The sequence below is a fragment of the Streptomyces sp. NPDC102270 genome, assembly GCF_044766405.1.
Taxonomy (GTDB): domain Bacteria; phylum Actinomycetota; class Actinomycetes; order Streptomycetales; family Streptomycetaceae; genus Streptomyces.
In genome coordinates this window covers 47,396-62,487 of record NZ_JBIWLX010000020.1, presented here as the reverse complement: position 1 = coordinate 62,487, position 15,092 = coordinate 47,396, and the positions used below count along the sequence as shown (strand labels likewise).

General features: G+C 71.9%; 14 protein-coding genes. 6 read left to right on the top strand and 8 right to left on the bottom strand.

The annotated features are described in order from the left end of the window. Together ACIRP7_RS35360 and ACIRP7_RS35355 are read left to right on the top strand one after the other, a co-directional pair. Positions 1-1,302: an MFS transporter gene (locus tag ACIRP7_RS35360; RefSeq protein ID WP_403667921.1), complete on the top strand. Its 1,302-nt coding sequence runs from the start codon at positions 1-3 to the stop codon at positions 1,300-1,302. After that, positions 1,299-2,321 carry a TolB family protein gene (locus ACIRP7_RS35355; protein ID WP_403667918.1) on the top strand — a complete coding sequence of 341 codons (1,023 nt, stop codon included), beginning with the start codon at positions 1,299-1,301 and terminating at the stop codon, positions 2,319-2,321. The genes ACIRP7_RS35360 and ACIRP7_RS35355 overlap by 4 nt, the downstream gene beginning before the upstream one ends. 67 nt (positions 2,322-2,388) lie before the next feature. Here ACIRP7_RS35355 and ACIRP7_RS35350 read toward each other — a convergent pair whose 3' ends face one another. Together ACIRP7_RS35350 and ACIRP7_RS35345 are read right to left on the bottom strand one after the other, a co-directional pair. After that, positions 2,389-3,774 (bottom strand): glycoside hydrolase family 16 protein, encoded by a 1,386-nt coding sequence (locus ACIRP7_RS35350; RefSeq protein WP_403667915.1) that lies wholly within the window; start codon positions 3,772-3,774, stop codon positions 2,389-2,391. Between the two features lie 415 nt (positions 3,775-4,189). After that, on the bottom strand, positions 4,190-4,999 hold the full coding sequence (locus ACIRP7_RS35345; RefSeq protein ID WP_403667912.1) for an SDR family oxidoreductase: 810 nt from the start codon (positions 4,997-4,999) through the stop codon (positions 4,190-4,192). A 63-nt stretch (positions 5,000-5,062) separates the two neighbouring features. On the opposite strand from ACIRP7_RS35345, the gene ACIRP7_RS35340 reads away from it, so the two are divergent. Further along, on the top strand, positions 5,063-5,848 hold the full coding sequence (locus ACIRP7_RS35340; RefSeq protein ID WP_403667909.1) for a helix-turn-helix domain-containing protein: 786 nt from the start codon (positions 5,063-5,065) through the stop codon (positions 5,846-5,848). A 3-nt stretch (positions 5,849-5,851) separates the two neighbouring features. On the opposite strand, the gene ACIRP7_RS35335 is transcribed toward ACIRP7_RS35340, so the two are convergent. Together ACIRP7_RS35335 and ACIRP7_RS35330 are read right to left on the bottom strand one after the other, a co-directional pair. Next, a complete protein-coding gene (locus ACIRP7_RS35335) occupies positions 5,852-7,087 on the bottom strand; it encodes an Ig-like domain-containing protein (RefSeq protein ID WP_403667906.1) in 1,236 nt (411 codons plus the stop codon). 127 nt (positions 7,088-7,214) lie between these two features. Beyond that, positions 7,215-9,317 (bottom strand): MMPL family transporter, encoded by a 2,103-nt coding sequence (locus ACIRP7_RS35330; protein ID WP_403667903.1) that lies wholly within the window; start codon positions 9,315-9,317, stop codon positions 7,215-7,217. Positions 9,318-9,512: 195 nt separating this feature from the next. Between ACIRP7_RS35330 and ACIRP7_RS35325 the strand changes: the two genes are divergently transcribed. After that, positions 9,513-9,932: a VOC family protein gene (locus ACIRP7_RS35325; RefSeq protein ID WP_403667900.1), complete on the top strand. Its 420-nt coding sequence runs from the start codon at positions 9,513-9,515 to the stop codon at positions 9,930-9,932. On the opposite strand, the gene ACIRP7_RS35320 is transcribed toward ACIRP7_RS35325, so the two are convergent. The 4 genes from ACIRP7_RS35320 to ACIRP7_RS35305 are packed head-to-tail and all read right to left on the bottom strand — an operon-like array spanning position 9,929 to position 13,167. Next, positions 9,929-10,597, bottom strand: coding sequence for a response regulator (locus ACIRP7_RS35320; RefSeq protein WP_403667897.1), 669 nt, complete (start codon positions 10,595-10,597; stop codon positions 9,929-9,931). The two genes, ACIRP7_RS35325 and ACIRP7_RS35320, sit on opposite strands and share 4 nt — an antisense overlap. Continuing rightward, complete coding sequence (locus ACIRP7_RS35315; RefSeq protein WP_403667894.1) at positions 10,594-11,793, bottom strand: sensor histidine kinase; 1,200 nt, start codon at positions 11,791-11,793, stop codon at positions 10,594-10,596. Before ACIRP7_RS35315 ends, ACIRP7_RS35320 begins: the two co-directional genes overlap by 4 nt. Positions 11,794-11,851: 58 nt before the next feature. After that, positions 11,852-12,673: an IclR family transcriptional regulator gene (locus tag ACIRP7_RS35310; protein ID WP_403667892.1), complete on the bottom strand. Its 822-nt coding sequence runs from the start codon at positions 12,671-12,673 to the stop codon at positions 11,852-11,854. Continuing rightward, positions 12,670-13,167, bottom strand: coding sequence for a MarR family winged helix-turn-helix transcriptional regulator (locus ACIRP7_RS35305; RefSeq protein ID WP_403667890.1), 498 nt, complete (start codon positions 13,165-13,167; stop codon positions 12,670-12,672). The genes ACIRP7_RS35310 and ACIRP7_RS35305 overlap by 4 nt, the downstream gene beginning before the upstream one ends. A gap of 119 nt (positions 13,168-13,286) precedes the next feature. Between ACIRP7_RS35305 and ACIRP7_RS35300 the strand changes: the two genes are divergently transcribed. Together ACIRP7_RS35300 and ACIRP7_RS35295 are read left to right on the top strand one after the other, a co-directional pair. After that, complete coding sequence (locus ACIRP7_RS35300; protein WP_403667887.1) at positions 13,287-14,204, top strand: SDR family NAD(P)-dependent oxidoreductase; 918 nt, start codon at positions 13,287-13,289, stop codon at positions 14,202-14,204. A gap of 11 nt (positions 14,205-14,215) precedes the next feature. Then, positions 14,216-15,091 (top strand): amidohydrolase family protein, encoded by an 876-nt coding sequence (locus tag ACIRP7_RS35295; protein WP_352382501.1) that lies wholly within the window; start codon positions 14,216-14,218, stop codon positions 15,089-15,091. Position 15,092 lies beyond the last annotated feature (1 nt).

The following is a 15,092-nucleotide window of genomic DNA, read 5'->3' as shown; positions in this document are numbered from 1 at the left end:
GTGTACCTCGCGGACTCCCGGAGCACGGGCTCCCGCGGCACCGAGGCCGCCGTCGTCCCGGGCACCCGTCCGGGGCGGCGGCCGGCCGCCGTGCCCTCCACCGTGCTGGCCCTGGGCGCGGTCAGCCTGATCACGGACGTCTCCTCGGAGATGGTCACGGCCGTCCTGCCGCTGTACGTGGTCGCGGGCCTCGGCCTGTCGCCGCTCGGCTTCGGCCTCCTCGACGGCATCAACAACGGCGTCGGCGCCCTCGTCCGGCTGGTCGGCGGCCACCTCGCCGACCGGGGAGGCCGCCGACACAAGGTCGTGGCGGGCCTCGGCTACGGGCTGTCGGCGCTGTGCAAACCGCTGCTGCTCCTCGCCCACACCCTCCCGGTGCTCGGCGCCGTGCTCGCGGCCGACCGGACCGGCAAAGGCCTGCGCACCGCCCCACGGGACGCGATGATCTCGCTGGCGAGCGAACCCGCCCACCGAGGAAGGGCGTTCGGCGTCCACCGTGCCATGGACACCACCGGCGCGCTCCTCGGCCCGATCGTCGCCTTCGCCGTCCTGCGGGCCACCGTCGACGGTTACGACGCGGTCTTCGCGGTCAGCGGCTGCGTCGCCGCACTCGGCGTTCTGGTGCTGGTGCTCTTCGTACCCGGCCGCATCACCCCGGCAGTCCCACAACCGCCGGAGCAGGAGCGGCCGTTGCTCCGGGAAGCCCTCGGGCTGCTGCGCCGTCCCGAGCTGCGCCGACTCACCGTCTGCGCGAGCCTGCTCGGCCTCACCACCGTGAGCGACTCCTTCCTGTATCTGCTGCTCCAGCGTGAAGGGGACCTGCCCGCCCACCTGTTCCCGCTGCTGCCGCTGGGCACCGCCGCCTTCTTCCTGCTGCTCGCCGTGCCGCTCGGCGCGCTGGCCGACCGCGTCAGCCGCCGTCGGCTCTTCCTGGCCGGCCACGGTGTCCTGCTGCTCGGCTACGGCCTGGTGCTCTCCCCGTGGCACGGCGTCCCGGCGGTGATCGCCGTCCTCGTGCTGCACGGCACCTTCTACGCGGCCACCGACGGAGTGCTCGCCGCCGCCACGGCCGGCGTCGTCCCCGCCCGCCACCAGGGCGCCGGACAGGCACTGGTGGGCACCGGGCAGGCGCTGGCCCGGTTCACCTGCTCGCTCGCCTTCGGCGCGGCCTGGAGCCTGTGGGGCGGGCGGACCGCGCTCGCCGTCACCGCGGCCGCACTGGCCGCCGGCGCCGTCGTGTCCGCGTTCGTCCTGCGCGGTACGGACGAGGTCCCCGCAACCACCGACGAGGTGTCCGCATGACCCGAACGACCCGTCTGCTGACCCTCCTTGTCGCCGTCGTGCTGCTCGGCGCGGTCGGCACCGGGTCGGTGCTGTACGCCGCCCACCGCTCGGGTGTGAGGGACCAGCAGCAGGCGAACGGCCCGACCGTGCGGGCCGGCACCGTCTCGCTCCGGCCGACGGCAGGGCGCCGCCTGCTGGTCCGCAATCTGGCCTGGGGCCCGCACCGCGACGAGATCGCCACCGTTCCCGCCGACGATCCCGAGGGCCCGCGCACCGCTTCGGGGGTGAAGTGCCTGCGCTTCCACGCGGCCGCCGGTACCGGCATCTGCCTCCAGGCCGTGCACGGCGCGCTGCAGGACACCTACCGCGCGGTGGTGCTCGACGCGCACCTGCGCGAACGCCACCGCTTCCCGGCGGCCGGCATCCCCACCCGGGCCCGGGTCTCGCCCTCCGGACGCATGGTCGCCTGGACGGTGTTCGTCAGCGGGGACTCGTACGCCGGAACGAACTTCTCCACGCGTACGGCCGTCGTCGACACCCGCACCTGGGCGATCGACGACAACCTGGAGACCTTCCACATCGTCAAGGACGGCCGGACCTACCATGCCGCCGACACCAACGTCTGGGGCGTCACCTTCGCCGACGACGACCACTTCTACGCCACGCTGGCGACCGGCGGCCGGACGTATCTCGTGCGGGGCGACGTCACCGCGCGCACTCTCACCACCCTGCACCGCAACGTCGAATGCCCTTCCCTCTCGCCGGACGGCACCCGCGTCGCCTACAAGAAGCGCGTCGAGGGAGCTTCTCCCGACGCCCCTTGGCGCCTGTACGTCCTGAACCTGCGCACCATGACGGAGACCGCGGCCGCCGAGTCGCGCGACATCGACGACCAGGCACTGTGGTCCGACGACGACACCCTCGTCTACGCCCTCCCCGGCGACTACGGCTCCGACCTGTGGACCGTCCCCGCCGACGGCACCGGCACGGCCCGCCGCCTGATGACCTCTGCGGTCGCCCCCGCCTACCTGGGGTGACAGACCACCGCCCCGCGAGACGGCACAGGTCTCGCGGGGCGGCGTCGGTGGGGTGCCGACAGCCCGGTCAGTGACCGAAGTTGAACCAGTTCACGTTCACGAAGTCCGCCGGCTGACCGCTGGTGAAGGTCAGATACACGTCGTGGGTGCCCGTGACGCCGCTGATGTTCGCCGGCACCGTTCTCCAGGACTGCCAGCCACCGGTGTTGGCGAGAGAGAAGCTGCCGACGGGAGCGGCGGTACGGCTGTCCAGGCGCACCTCGACCAGACCGCTGACGCCGCCCGCCGCGCCGCTCGCCACGCGCGCGACGAACTGGTTCGCCGCCGTGGAACCGAAGTTGACGTTCTGGTACAGCGCCCAGTCACCGTTGGCGAGCGAACCGATGTCCTGGCCGCCACCGGTGTCCGTGGTGGTCTCGGCGCTCACACCGCTCTGGCTGTTGTACGACTCGGCCTGGATGGTGCTGTAGGCGTCACGGCCGCCGCTCGGCGGAGGCGTGGTACCGCTCCCACTCGCCGACAGCACCTGGACGTAGTCCACGACCATGGGCACGCCGGACCGGGTGTCGGAGTCGAGTCCGCCGCCCAACGCGTCCGGGAAGGCACCGCCCATCGCCACGTTGAGGATGACGAAGAAACCGTGCTGGGTGGCGTTGGCCCAGGTTGTCGCGTCCACCTGGCTCGCGTTGACCGAGTGGTACTGGGTGCCGTCGACGAGGAAGCGGATCGTCTCGGGGCTCACCGAACGGTCCCACTCCATCGTGTAGGTGTGGAAGCCGGACTGGCAGGTCGAGCCGGGACACGCCACGTTGTTGCCGATGCCCGTCGTCTCGTTGCACGGGCCGCCCGGGTTGGTGCCGCAGTGCATCGTGGCCCACACGCGGTTCATGCCCTGGACGTTCTCCATGATGTCCAGCTCACCGACGCCCGGCCAGTTCTGGTAGTTGCCGCGGTAGGGCGCGCCCAGGGCCCAGAAGGCCGGCCAGTAGCCCTCGGCCGCGGTGCCGGTGACGTTGGGCATCTGGATGCGCGACTCGACGCGCAGCTTGCCGCCGGCCGGGGGCTGGAAGTCGGTGCGGTTGGTCTCGATACGGCCCGAGGTCCAGTTGCCGGACGCATCCCGGATCGGCGTGATGCGCAGGTTGCCGTTGCCGTCCAGCGCCACGTTACTGGTGCTGTTGGTCATCCTCTCGACCTCGCCGGTGCCCCAGTTGGCCGGGCCGCCGGGGTAGGAAGTCCCGGTGGCGTACTGCCAGTTGGAGGTGTTGACGCCGGTTCCTGCGGAGCCGTTGAAGTCGTCCAGGAAGACCTGCGACCAGCCGGTGGGAGGTGTGGGGGCGGAGGCGTCGGCGGGGAGGGTCGCGGCCGTCGCGAGGGCGGCGGCCAGACCGAGGGTGCTCAGCACGGCGACGAGGGCTCGCCGCCGTCCGGGTATGCCGGAGGTTTCACGCATGGGGGTGCCTCTCGGGTACGGGGAGGAGTGCGGGTGCCCTTCGAGCACGCTCTGAGAGCGCTCTCAAAGTGCGCCCAATGTGCTCTCGGCCACTCCGGCCGTCAAGAGGTGAAACAGTGAAAGTCGCTGCGACGCAGGTGAGTTCACCCCATGAATCCGGGTGGGGGCAGATCCTCGGCACGGGTTTGCTCTGACGGCCGGATCAGTGACGTCGGCCCAGTGTGCCTTCACGCCGGATGCCGCCCTCGGATACCCCGGCGAGCCGTGCCGTACGTGCGGCCCGCCTCCTCGCCGGAGCACCACCCGGGGACCGCGTCGCCGATGTGGTGGCCAGGTCCCCGGTGAGGCCGGTGAGCCCGGCGCCGCATGCCGCGCCGCCGCAGCCGTCCCGGGGCCCGCCTCGACCACGTTGTGGTCAGGCTTTGGTGGCGAGGGGGCGCCATGCGCTCCATGTGTCGAGTCGCTGACGGTAGGCGCTCTCGACGACGGGATAGGGGTAGGTGCCGAGGAAGAGCCGCAGGGGCGGTTCGTCGGTGTCGACGAGTTCGAGGATGACCTCGGCGGTGGTTCGGGGGTCCTGGGGCGCTCGGGCGGCGGCTCCCGCCCGGCGGGCCTCGCGGATCGGGTCGTAGGCGGCGAGGGGGTCGGTGTGCACCGCGGAGGAGCCGGACCAGTCGGTGCCGTAGGGGCCGGGTTCGACGATCGTGACGCGGACGCCGAGCGGGCCGACCTCCTGGGCCAGCGCCTCGCTCATCCCCTCCAGCGCCCACTTGGAGGCGTTGTAGAGGCCCAGGGAGGGGAAGGCGGCCAGGCCGCCGATGCTGGACACCTGAAGGATGTGCCCGGCGCCCTGGGCGCGGAGGACCGGCAGAGCCGCCTGGGTCACCCACAGCGGGCCGAGCACGTTGGTGTCCAGCTGGGCGCGGGCCTGTTCCTCGCTGGTCTCCTCGACCATGCCGAACAGGCCGTAGCCCGCGTTGTTGACCACCACGTCGAGGCGGCCGAAGGTGTCGGCGGCCCGCCGCACGGCGGTGAGGGCGGCCGCCCGGTCGGTGACGTCGAGGGCGAGGGGCAGAACGCTGTCCCCGTAGGTGTCGGCGAGGGGCTTCAGGGTCTCGGGGCGGCGGGCCGTGGCGGCCACGCGGTCGCCCCGGGACAAGGCGGCCTCGGCCCAGATCCGGCCGAAGCCGCGGGACGCGCCGGTGATGAACCAGGTCTTCTTCATGCCCTCGACCCTGCGCCCCGCACCGGACGGCAGCCAGCACCCCCGCAGGGTTACCCTTCCGGCATGGCGGCCGGCAACGCGTTCGGAGAGTTCCTGAAGGCCCGGCGGGGACGGGTCCCGCCCTCGCACGCGGACGTGCCCGCCCACGGCAGGCGCCGGGTCGCGGGACTGCGCCGGGGCGAGCTGGCCCGGCTGGCCGGCATCAGCGAGCCCTATCTGACCCGCCTGGAACAGGGCGTCGACCAGCATCCGTCGCCGCAGGTGCTGCAGGCGCTCGCCCGGGCGCTGGAGCTTAACGCCGATGCCTCCGCGCACCTGTTCGCGCTCGCCGCACCCGGTCCCGTACGCCCCACGGAGACCGAAGTCGCCCCGGACGTGCACCAGTTGCTCGACGCGTGGGCGGGCACCCCGGCGTATGTGCGTGACCGGCGGTTCGACGTGCTGGCCGCCAACAAGCAGGCCCGCGCGCTCGCCCCGATGTACGAGCCCGGGCACAACCTGGTTCGGGACATGTTCCTCGGCCCAGGAGCCCGTCGGCTGTTCCCGGACTGGCCCGACATCGCCGCGCAGACCGCCGCGGCCCTCCGCGCCGAGGCCGACCCGCGTGATCCCCGGATCGCGCGGCTCGTCGCCGAGCTGGAGGCGGACGAGGACTTCCGCGAGCTGTGGGCGCGGCACGACGCGCGGCCCTCCCGCGACGAGCTCAAACGGTTCGCGCATCCGGTCGTCGGGGAGCTCGCCCTGCGGCGGCAGGCGCTCACCGTCGGGGGCGCCGAGCAGCAGGTGATCATCGTCTACCAGGCGGTGCCGGGAAGCCCCTCCGAGGCCGCCCTCGCCAGGCTCCTGTGACGTCTAGAGCGCGCTGCCGGCCTTCCAGTCCGACCACGACAGGTTCCAGCCGTTGAGTCCGTTCGACGGTTCGACGGTCTTCTCGCCGGAGTTCTTCACGATGACGACGTCGCCGAGCATGGAGCTCTCGTAGAACTTGTAGCCGTCCACGGACGTGTCGTTCGCGCCCTTGGCGTCGTGCAGGCCCACGCAGCCGTGGCTGGTGTTCTGGTGGCCGAACACCGCGGTGGACGCCCAGTAGTTGCCGTGCACGAAGGTCCCGGAGGTGGTCAGGCGCTGGGCGTGCGGCACGTCGGAGATGTCGTACTCGTCGCCGAGCCCGACCGTCGAGGACTCCATGCGGGTCTGCTTGAACCGCTCACTGATCACCATGATCCCGGACCAGGTGGTGTGGTCGGAGCCGCCGCCGGAGACGGGGTACGTGGCGACGGTCCCGCCGTCCCGCCTGACGACCATCTGCTTGATGTCGAGGTCGACCGTGCTGATCTGCTCGCGGCCGATGTGGAAGGTGACGTCCTTCGACTGCACGCCGTAGACGCCGTCCGTGCCCTGGACGTCCTTGAGCCGCAGACCGAGCGTGATCTTCGTGCCGGGCGCCCAGTAGGTCTCGGGCCGGAAGTCGAGCCGGGTGTCGCTGAACCAGTGGCCCACGATCTCGACCGCGGGTTCCGCGGTCACGGTGATCGCCTTCTGGACGGCCGCCCTGTCGGACACGGCGTGGGTGAAGTTGATCGACACGGGCATGCCGACGCCGGAGGTGGAGCTCGCCTCGGGCGTGAAGTAGCCCACGAACGTCTCGCCGGGGGCTGTGGTGGTGAAGGTCGAGGTCCGCACGCTGCCGCTCTCCGCAGTCGCCTTGACCGTGTACGTGGTGCCCGAGTGCGGGTTCTTCGACGAGGTCCAGGTCGTCCTGGCGTCGTTGTAGGAGCCGTCGAGCGTGGAGCCGTCGTTGCCCGTCACCTTCACCGAGGCGAGGGTGCCGTCCGTCACCGTGACGACGACAGGGGTGGTGAAGCCGGCCTTCGTGGTGCCGTCGGCCGGGGTGACGGAGACGACCGCCTTCTTGGTCGCCGCCTGCACGGACGCGGTCGCCCCCGACCCCGGCGAGGCGTCCGCCGAACCTCCGCCGCATCCCGTCAGCAGGGTCACGGCCGGTACGGCGCCGAGCGCGGCGAGGATCCCGCGCCGGGACCACTTCTCCGACTGCCCGGACCGGTTCGATATGTGCGAGTCGCCCACTGCAGGCCTTCCTGAGACATCCGTCTTTGCGCCTGCATCGTGCGCCTCGCACCTTGGGTGATCCTTTGAATCGCCGGGCCACTGGCTGAGATTCCGATGAGGACCCTCTGCGGGGCGCCCGCAGCCGTCAGGCGTTCGCCGACACGGACCGCTCGGACGTGGCCGCCTCCCGCGGCCCGAACCGGTCGTGCACCCTGCGCAGCGGCTTCGGCGCCCACCAGGCCCGCCGACCCAGCAGCGCCATGGTCGCCGGGACCAGCAGCATCCGTACGACCGTCGCGTCGATCAGCACCGCCAGGGTCAGGCCGAGGCCGATCTGGAGGATGGGGGAGAACCCGCCGGTCATGAAGGCGCCGAACACGACCGCGAGGAGCAGCGCGGCACAGGTGACGACCCGCCCGGACCGGCGCAGCCCGGTCACGACGGCCTCCTCGTGGTCCTCGCCGCGCTGCCGGGCCTCCCGCATCCGTGCCAGGATGAACAGCTCGTAGTCCATGGCCAGCCCGAAGGCGATCGACACGATCAGCGGTGGTGCGGTCAGGCTCAGCGCGCCCAGGCCCTCACCGCCGAGCAGCCCGGCGCCGTGGCCGTCCTGGAAGACCCACACCACCGTGCCGAGCGCCGCGCCCAGGCTGAGCAGGGTGGTCGCGATCGTGCGCAGCGGGATCAGCACCGAGCCGGTGAAGGCGAACAGCAGGACGAAGATGCCGGCCAGGACGGTCAGCGCCGCCCAGGGTGCCCGCTCGGCGAGCATCGCGCGGAAGTCGACCAGCCGGGCCGCGACCCCGGTCACCTCGACGGGCTCGTCGCCGCGCAGCTCCCGTACCCGCTCGACCAGGCCGGTGGCCGCCCCGCCGTCCACGCCGCCGGGCGGCTGGAGCTCCACGACGGTGTTGCCGCCCGGCAGTCGGCGGGGCTCGGCGTTCGGGACCAGGGCGCGGATCCGGTCGGCGGTCGCGGTGCCGGTGCCGGGCTTGAGGACGACGACCACGGGGGAGACCCCGGTGCCCTTCGGGAAGTGCGCGTCCACGGTGTCGTACAACTGGCGTGCCTCGGTGTTCGAAGGCAGCTGCCGGGCGTCGCCGATGGCGATGCGCAGGCCGGTCAGCGGCAGCGCGAGGACCAGCAGGACCGGGACGACGGTGACCAGGACGGCGACCCGGCGGCGCTGCGCGAAGCGGGCCAGGCGGGCGAAGACACGGCCCTCCTCGTCCTCGGTACGCGCCTTCGAGGGCCGGATCCGCCCGCCGAACTTCGTGAGCAGCGCGGGCAGCAGGGTGACCGCGGCCAGCATGTCGACCACCACGACGGCGGCGACGGCCAGGCCCATGCTGCGCAGGAACACGCTCGGGAAGACCAGCAGCCCGGTCAGGCTGACGGCCACGGTGAGCCCGGAGAACAGGACGGTCCGGCCGGCCGCGTCGACTGTGCGGTGCACGGCCTCGACCACGTCGTCGGTGTGCCGGCGTTCCTCGCGGAAGCGGACCAGCGTCAACAGGGCGTAGTCGACGGCGAGTCCGAGGCCGAGCATGGTGGTGACCTGGATCGCGTACACCGAGATGTCGGTGACCTGGCTGAAGGCGAACAGTCCGAGGAAGGCGCCCGCGATTCCGCTCACCGCGATCACCAGCGGCAGCGCGGCGGCGCGCAGTCCGCCGAACACGACGAGCAGCAGGGCGAGGACGACCGGCAGGGAGATCGACTCGGCGTTCTTCACGTCCTCCTGGGCGCGCTCGCCGAGCTGTCGCCCGAGCAGTTCGCCACCGCTGACGTGGACGTCGGGCGCGTCGATGCGCTTGACGGTCTCGACGGCCGTGTCCGTCGCCTGCTCCTCGGCCTCGTCGCTGAGGCCGCCCTCGAAGGTGACGGGGATGATGAGCGCTTGTCCGTCGCGGGCGGTAAGACCGGGGGTGGTGTACGGGTCCGGTACGTCGGCCACCCCGGCAATCTTCCGGACCTCGGCGACGGTCCGCTCGACCTGGGCGCGCAGGGCCGCGTCGGAGACGGCCCGGCCCGCCACGACCGCGGTGACGGACTCGCCGGACGGGTCCACGCCGGAAAGGTAGTCGTCGGCCGTGTCGGACTCGGTGCCGGGCACATCGGGCACGTCGTCGGAGAGGTCGGCGAAGACACCCGTCCCGAGGCCGAAGCCCAGGAGCAGGAAGGCGGCCCAGAGGCCGATGACGGTCAGCGGGCGGCGGGTCGCCGCCCGGGCGAGGGTGGAGAGCACGGTCGCCTCCCGGCGAGTTGAGGAGTGGTACGGCCCTCAGACTCGCGGCGCGGGCGTGATCACCGGATCGCCGGGGCGGGCGGTTTCCGGGCCTCCGCCGTACGGGTGAGACAGGGTGCTCCCTCATTCTCCGGAGGGAGGAATCTTCGCCACCGGTCCGGGAGTTGACCATGCAGACACCATCGAGGAGGCCGTATGTCCGAGGTACCACCCGCTGTCCGTGAACTCCGGCTCGTCGTCACGGCGGACGACTACGACGAGGCGTTGCGCTTCTACCGGGACGTCCTGGGACTGCCCGAACGGGCCGCGTTCTCCTCACCCGGCGGGCGGGTCACCATCCTGGAGGCCGGGCGGGCGACGCTGGAGCTCACCGATCCGAACCATGCCGCGTTCATCGACGACGTGGAGGTCGGCAGACGGGTCGCCGGGCACATCAGGGTCGCCTTCGAGGTCGACGACTCGGCCGGCACCACCGCCCGGCTGGCCGAGGCCGGTGCGGAGGTGGTCGGCGAGCCGACCCGTACGCCCTGGAACTCGCTCAACTCCCGTCTGGAGGCGCCCGGTTCGCTTCAGCTGACGCTGTTCACCGAACTCGGGGACCAGTCGGGGACTTAGGCCGTACCCGGCGCCACCAGACCCGTCTCGTACGCGCAGATCACCGCCTGGACCCGGTCCCGCAGCCCCAGCTTGCTCAGCACGTTGCTGACGTGGGTCTTCACCGTGTGCTCGCTGACGAAGAGCGTCGTGGCGATCTCCGCGTTGGACAGGCCACGGGCCAGCATCCGCAGGGTCTCCACCTCGCGTGCGGTCAGCACGTCCAGGCGGTCGGGGGCGGCCCCGGTGGCGGCCTCCTCGTGGCGGCGGCGCACGATGTCCGCGACCAGGCGGCGGGTGACGGTCGGCGCGAGCAGCGAGTCGCCGCCCGCCACCACCCGGACCGCGTGCACGAGGTCGTCCCGGCGCACGTCCTTGAGGAGGAAGCCGCTGGCGCCCGCGTACAGGGCGTCGTACACGTACTCGTCGAGGTCGAACGTGGTCAGCATGACCACCTTGCAGCTGGACTGCGCGCACACCCGCCGGGCCGCCTCCAGGCCGTCCATGACGGGCATGCGGATGTCGAGGAGCAGTACGTCGGGCGTGTGGCGCTGCACCGCGGCCACCGCCTCGGCGCCGTCCCCGGCCTCGGCGACCACCTCGATGTCCTGCTGCGCCTCGAGGATCATGGTGAAGCCGCTGCGGACCAGTTCCTGGTCGTCGGCGACGACCACCCGGATGCTCACCCGAGGGCCGCTTCCCGGTCCGCGGTGACGGGCAGCCGTACGACGACCCGGAAGCCCCCCGCCGGACCCGGCCCGGCCTCCGCGCTGCCCCCGCAGGCGGCCGCCCGCTCCCTGAGGCCGATCAGTCCGTGCCCGCCGCCCGTGCGTGCGGGGCCCCTGCCGTCGTCGGTCACCGTGAGGGTCAACTCGTCCTCCGCCCAGTCGAGTTCCACCTGTGCGCAGGAAGCGTACGCGTGCTTCACCGTGTTGGTCAGGGCTTCCTGCACCGCGCGGTAGGCGGTGACCTCGGTGTCCGGGGGGAGCGGGCGCGGTCGGCCCCGCACGCTCAACTCGACCCGAAGTTGCGCCGATTGGGCGACCTGCTGGACCAGGGCGGGCAGTCCGGTGAGATCTGGCTGCGGCAGCCGGGTGGCGCCGCCCCGGCGTTCCTCCTCCTTCAGCACGCCCAGGATTCGGCGCAGTTGCGCCATCGCGTCCCGGCCGCTGGCCGCGATCGCGTCGAACGCCGCCTCGGCACGGGCCGGATCGCTGCGCACCACGACCGGTCCGGCCTCCGCCTGGACGACCATCAGGCTCACCGCGTGCGCCAGGATGTCGTGCATGTCCCGGGCGATGCGGCTGCGTTCCTGGGCGATGGCCCGCGCGGTCTCCGCCGCCCGCTCCCGTTCCAGGCGGCGGGTCCGGTCCTCGACGGCGGCGGTGTAGGCGCGCTGGACGCGGGCCAGGACGCCCAGGCCGTAGGCGCAGATCATGCCGGTGATGTGGAAGGCGTACTCGAAGGGCTCGGAGTGCTCCTTGTGCTGCATGGTCAGCACGGCCCCGAGCAGCCAGCACGCCAGCATCGAGCGGCGCTGCCAGGGCAGGCCCTGGACGGCCATGGTGTAGAGGACGACCAGTCCGCCGTAGAGCACGTCGGGGGGCGGTGCGTGGTAGTAGGCCATCGCCGTGGTGGCCGCCGAGACCGCCAGAGCGGTCGCGTAGGGGTAGCGGCGGCGCCAGACCAGCGGGACGGCGGTGGCGGCTCCCAGCAGCCAGCCCACCAGGCTCAGCGGGTCGTCGCCCTCGTCCGGGAACATCCACTGCAGGGACGCGGCGAACAGCACCAGCACGGCGAGCGCGCTGTCGACGACGTAGGGATTCGTCGTCCTCAGACGGGTCACTACGGGGGCGTACCAGGACCGGGCGGCGGCGGACATGAGCGGCTCCTCGGGGCCGGGGCCGTTCCAGTATCACGACGCCGGTGCGGCCGTGACCTCACCGGTGCGAGGGAGATCCGGCGCCCGAACGGGGTGCGACCGTCGGCTGCCAGCCCAGCGCCCGGGATATCCCGAGCGACGCGAGCCGTACCGCCGGGATCAGCGCCGGCACCTGGGCGTCGGCGTGGGGCACGACGACCGACACCGCCGCGACCACCGACCCGTCGGGCCCGCACACGGGGGCGGCCACCGACAGGGCGTCGTCGGTGACCTGACGGCTGCTCACCGCGACGCCGGTGCGCCGGACTTCGGCCAGGACCCGGCGCAGCCGTACCGGTTCGGCGAGCGTGTACGGAGTGAACACGGCGAGTGGGCCCGCGCAGTACTCCTCCTGCTCCCGTGGCGCACAGTGCGCCAGCAGCACCAGGCCGACGCCGGTGGCGTGCAGCGGCCAGCGCGCCCCCACCCGGATGTGCACGCCGACCGACGAACGCCCCGCGATCCACTCGATGTAGACGACGTCCGAGCCGTCCCGCACCGCCAACTGCACGTTCTCGTGGGTGGCTTCGTACAGGTCCTCCAGATACGGCAGCGCCAGCTGCCGGAGCGCGACCCCGCGCGGCGCGAGCGCGGCGACCTCCCACAGGCGCAGTCCGACGTGGTAGACACCGGCGTCGTCGCGCTCCAGGGCGCCCCAGTCGGTCAGCGCGCCCACCAGCCGGTGCGTGGTCGTCAGCGTCAGCCCGGCCCGCCGGCTGATGTCCGTGAGGGACAGCGCCGGGTGGTCGTGGTCGAACGCGGCGAGCACGGACAGCAGCCGGTCCGGCGCGGTGGGGGTCCCCCCGCGCGAGCGAAGCCGGGAGTGGGGGTGCCCGGTCATGGCCGGTCGGCGACTCTCAGCAGGAGGTTCTGGAGCGTCTCGCGTTCGGCGGCGTCGAGCGGGGCGAGCAGGTCGTTGGTGACCCGTCGGCCCGCCTCGTCGGTGCCGCGCAGGAAGGCACGGCCGTTCTCGGTGAGCACGACGATCTTGCTGCGGCGGTCGCCGGGGGAGGGGCGGCGCTCGGTCAGGCCCAGCTTCTCCAGGTCGTCGACCAGGCCGACGATCGCGCTGGGGTCGTAGCCGAGCCGGGTGCTCAGCTCCCGCTGGAGGGCGCCCTCGGTTCCGGCGAGATAGCGCAGCACGGCGTAGTGCCGCAGCCTGAGGCCCGACTCCTGGAGGAACGTGTTGAACAGCTGACCCGAGCGCAGGCCGAGGCGGTACAGGAGATATCCGGTGTCCGCGTGCAGCCCGCGCATCCACGGCTCCTCCGAGTCGATGGGTTTCGGGGTGACGTGCTGGCGTGTGATGGCGGGCTCCCTGGGTCGGTGCGGCATGCGCATTCCAGCATGACTTACGGACAGGTCTCCAACAACTATTGACGTCAACAATTATTGCTCTTAGCTTCGATCTCGAAGCCGCACCCCCATGCATCCGTTCGTGAAGGGACCTCCTCGTGCCCAGCATCGATCTCACCGGCAAGGTCGCCGTCGTCACCGGCAGTGGCCGTGGCCTCGGCCTCGCCTACGCACACGCCCTGGCCGCCCACGGCGCCCGCGTGGTCGTCAACGACGTCGACGAGGCGGTCGCCGAGCAGGCCGTGAAGTCCATCACCGAGGCGGGCGGCATCGCCGTCGCCGAGGTCGTCCCGGTCGGCACCACCGAGGCCGCCGAGCGGCTGGTGGGCCGGGCGGTGGAGGAGTTCGGACGGCTCGACATCCTGGTCACCAACGCGGGCATCCTGCGCGACAAGGTGCTGTGGAAGATGACCGACGACGACTTCGACGCGGTGATCACCACCCACCTCAAGGGCACCTTCACCTGCGCCCGCGCCGCCGCCGTCCGGATGCGCGAGCAGGGCGAGGGCGGCACCCTGATCCTGGTCGGCTCCCCGGCCGGGCAGCGCGGCAACTTCGGTCAGACGAACTACGCCGCCGCCAAGGCCGGCATCGCCGCCTTCGCCCGCACCTGGTCCATGGAACTGGGCCGCGCGAACATCACCGTCAACGCGATCGTGCCCGTCGCGGCCACCGCGATGACCGAGACCATCCCGGCCTTCGCCCCGTACATCGAGGCCATGAGGAACGGCGAGCCCCTCCCGGACTTCCTCCGCAAGGGCGAGGGCTTCGGCACCCCCGAGGACTGCGCGGCCCTCGTCCCCTTCCTCGCCTCCGAGGCCGCCCGCGGCATCACCGGCCAGGCCATCGGCATCGGCGGCGACAAGGTGGCACTCTGGTCGCATCCGCAGGAGATCAAGGCGGCGTACGCGGACGGCGGCTGGACCCCCGACACCCTGGCCGACGCCTTCCCGACGTCGGTGGGCGCCGAGCTCCAGACGGTCGGTATCCCGGCCCCGAAGCTTCCGGAGGCGTGATGGACCTCTCCATGAACGTCGAGGACCTGGTCGCGATCGATGTCCACACCCACGCGGAGGTGTCCTCCAAGGGCCACTCCTCCCTGGACGACGACCTGCACGACGCCTCCTCGGCCTACTTCAAGGTCGAGGGCAAGCGGAAGCCGACCTTGGAGGAGACCGCCGCCTACTACCGCGAGCGGAAGATGGCCGCCGTGATCTTCACGGTGGACGCCGAGTCCGCGACCGGTACCGCGCCGGTCCCGAACGAGGAGGTCGCCGAGGCGGCGGCCGCCAACGCGGACGTCCTCATCCCCTTCGCGTCCATCGATCCGTTCCGGGGCAAGGCGGGCGTGAAGCAGGCCCGGCGCCTGGTCGAGGAGTACGGGGTGAGGGGCTTCAAGTTCCACCCCAGCATCCAGGGCTTCTTCCCCAACGACCGCTCGGTGGCCTACGACCTCTACGAGGTGATCGAGGAGACCGGCACGATCGCCCTCTTCCACACCGGCCAGACCGGCATCGGCGCCGGGGTGCCGGGCGGCGGCGGCATCCGCCTCAAGTACTCGAACCCACTGCACGTGGACGACGTGGCCGCCGACTTCCCGCACCTGAAGATCATCCTGGCGCACCCGTCCTTCCCCTGGCAGGACGAGGCCCTCGCCGTCGCCACCCACAAGCCGGGCGTGCACATCGACCTCTCCGGCTGGTCGCCGAAGTACTTCCCGCCGCAGCTCGTGCAGTACGCCAACACGCTGCTCAAGGACAAGGTCCTCTTCGGCTCCGACTTCCCCGTCCTCACCCCCGACCGCTGGCTCGCCGACTTCGAGAAGCTGTCGATCAAGGACGAGGTGAAGCCGAAGATCCTCAAGGAGAACGCCGCCCGGCTGCTCGGGCTCACCAAGCCATAAG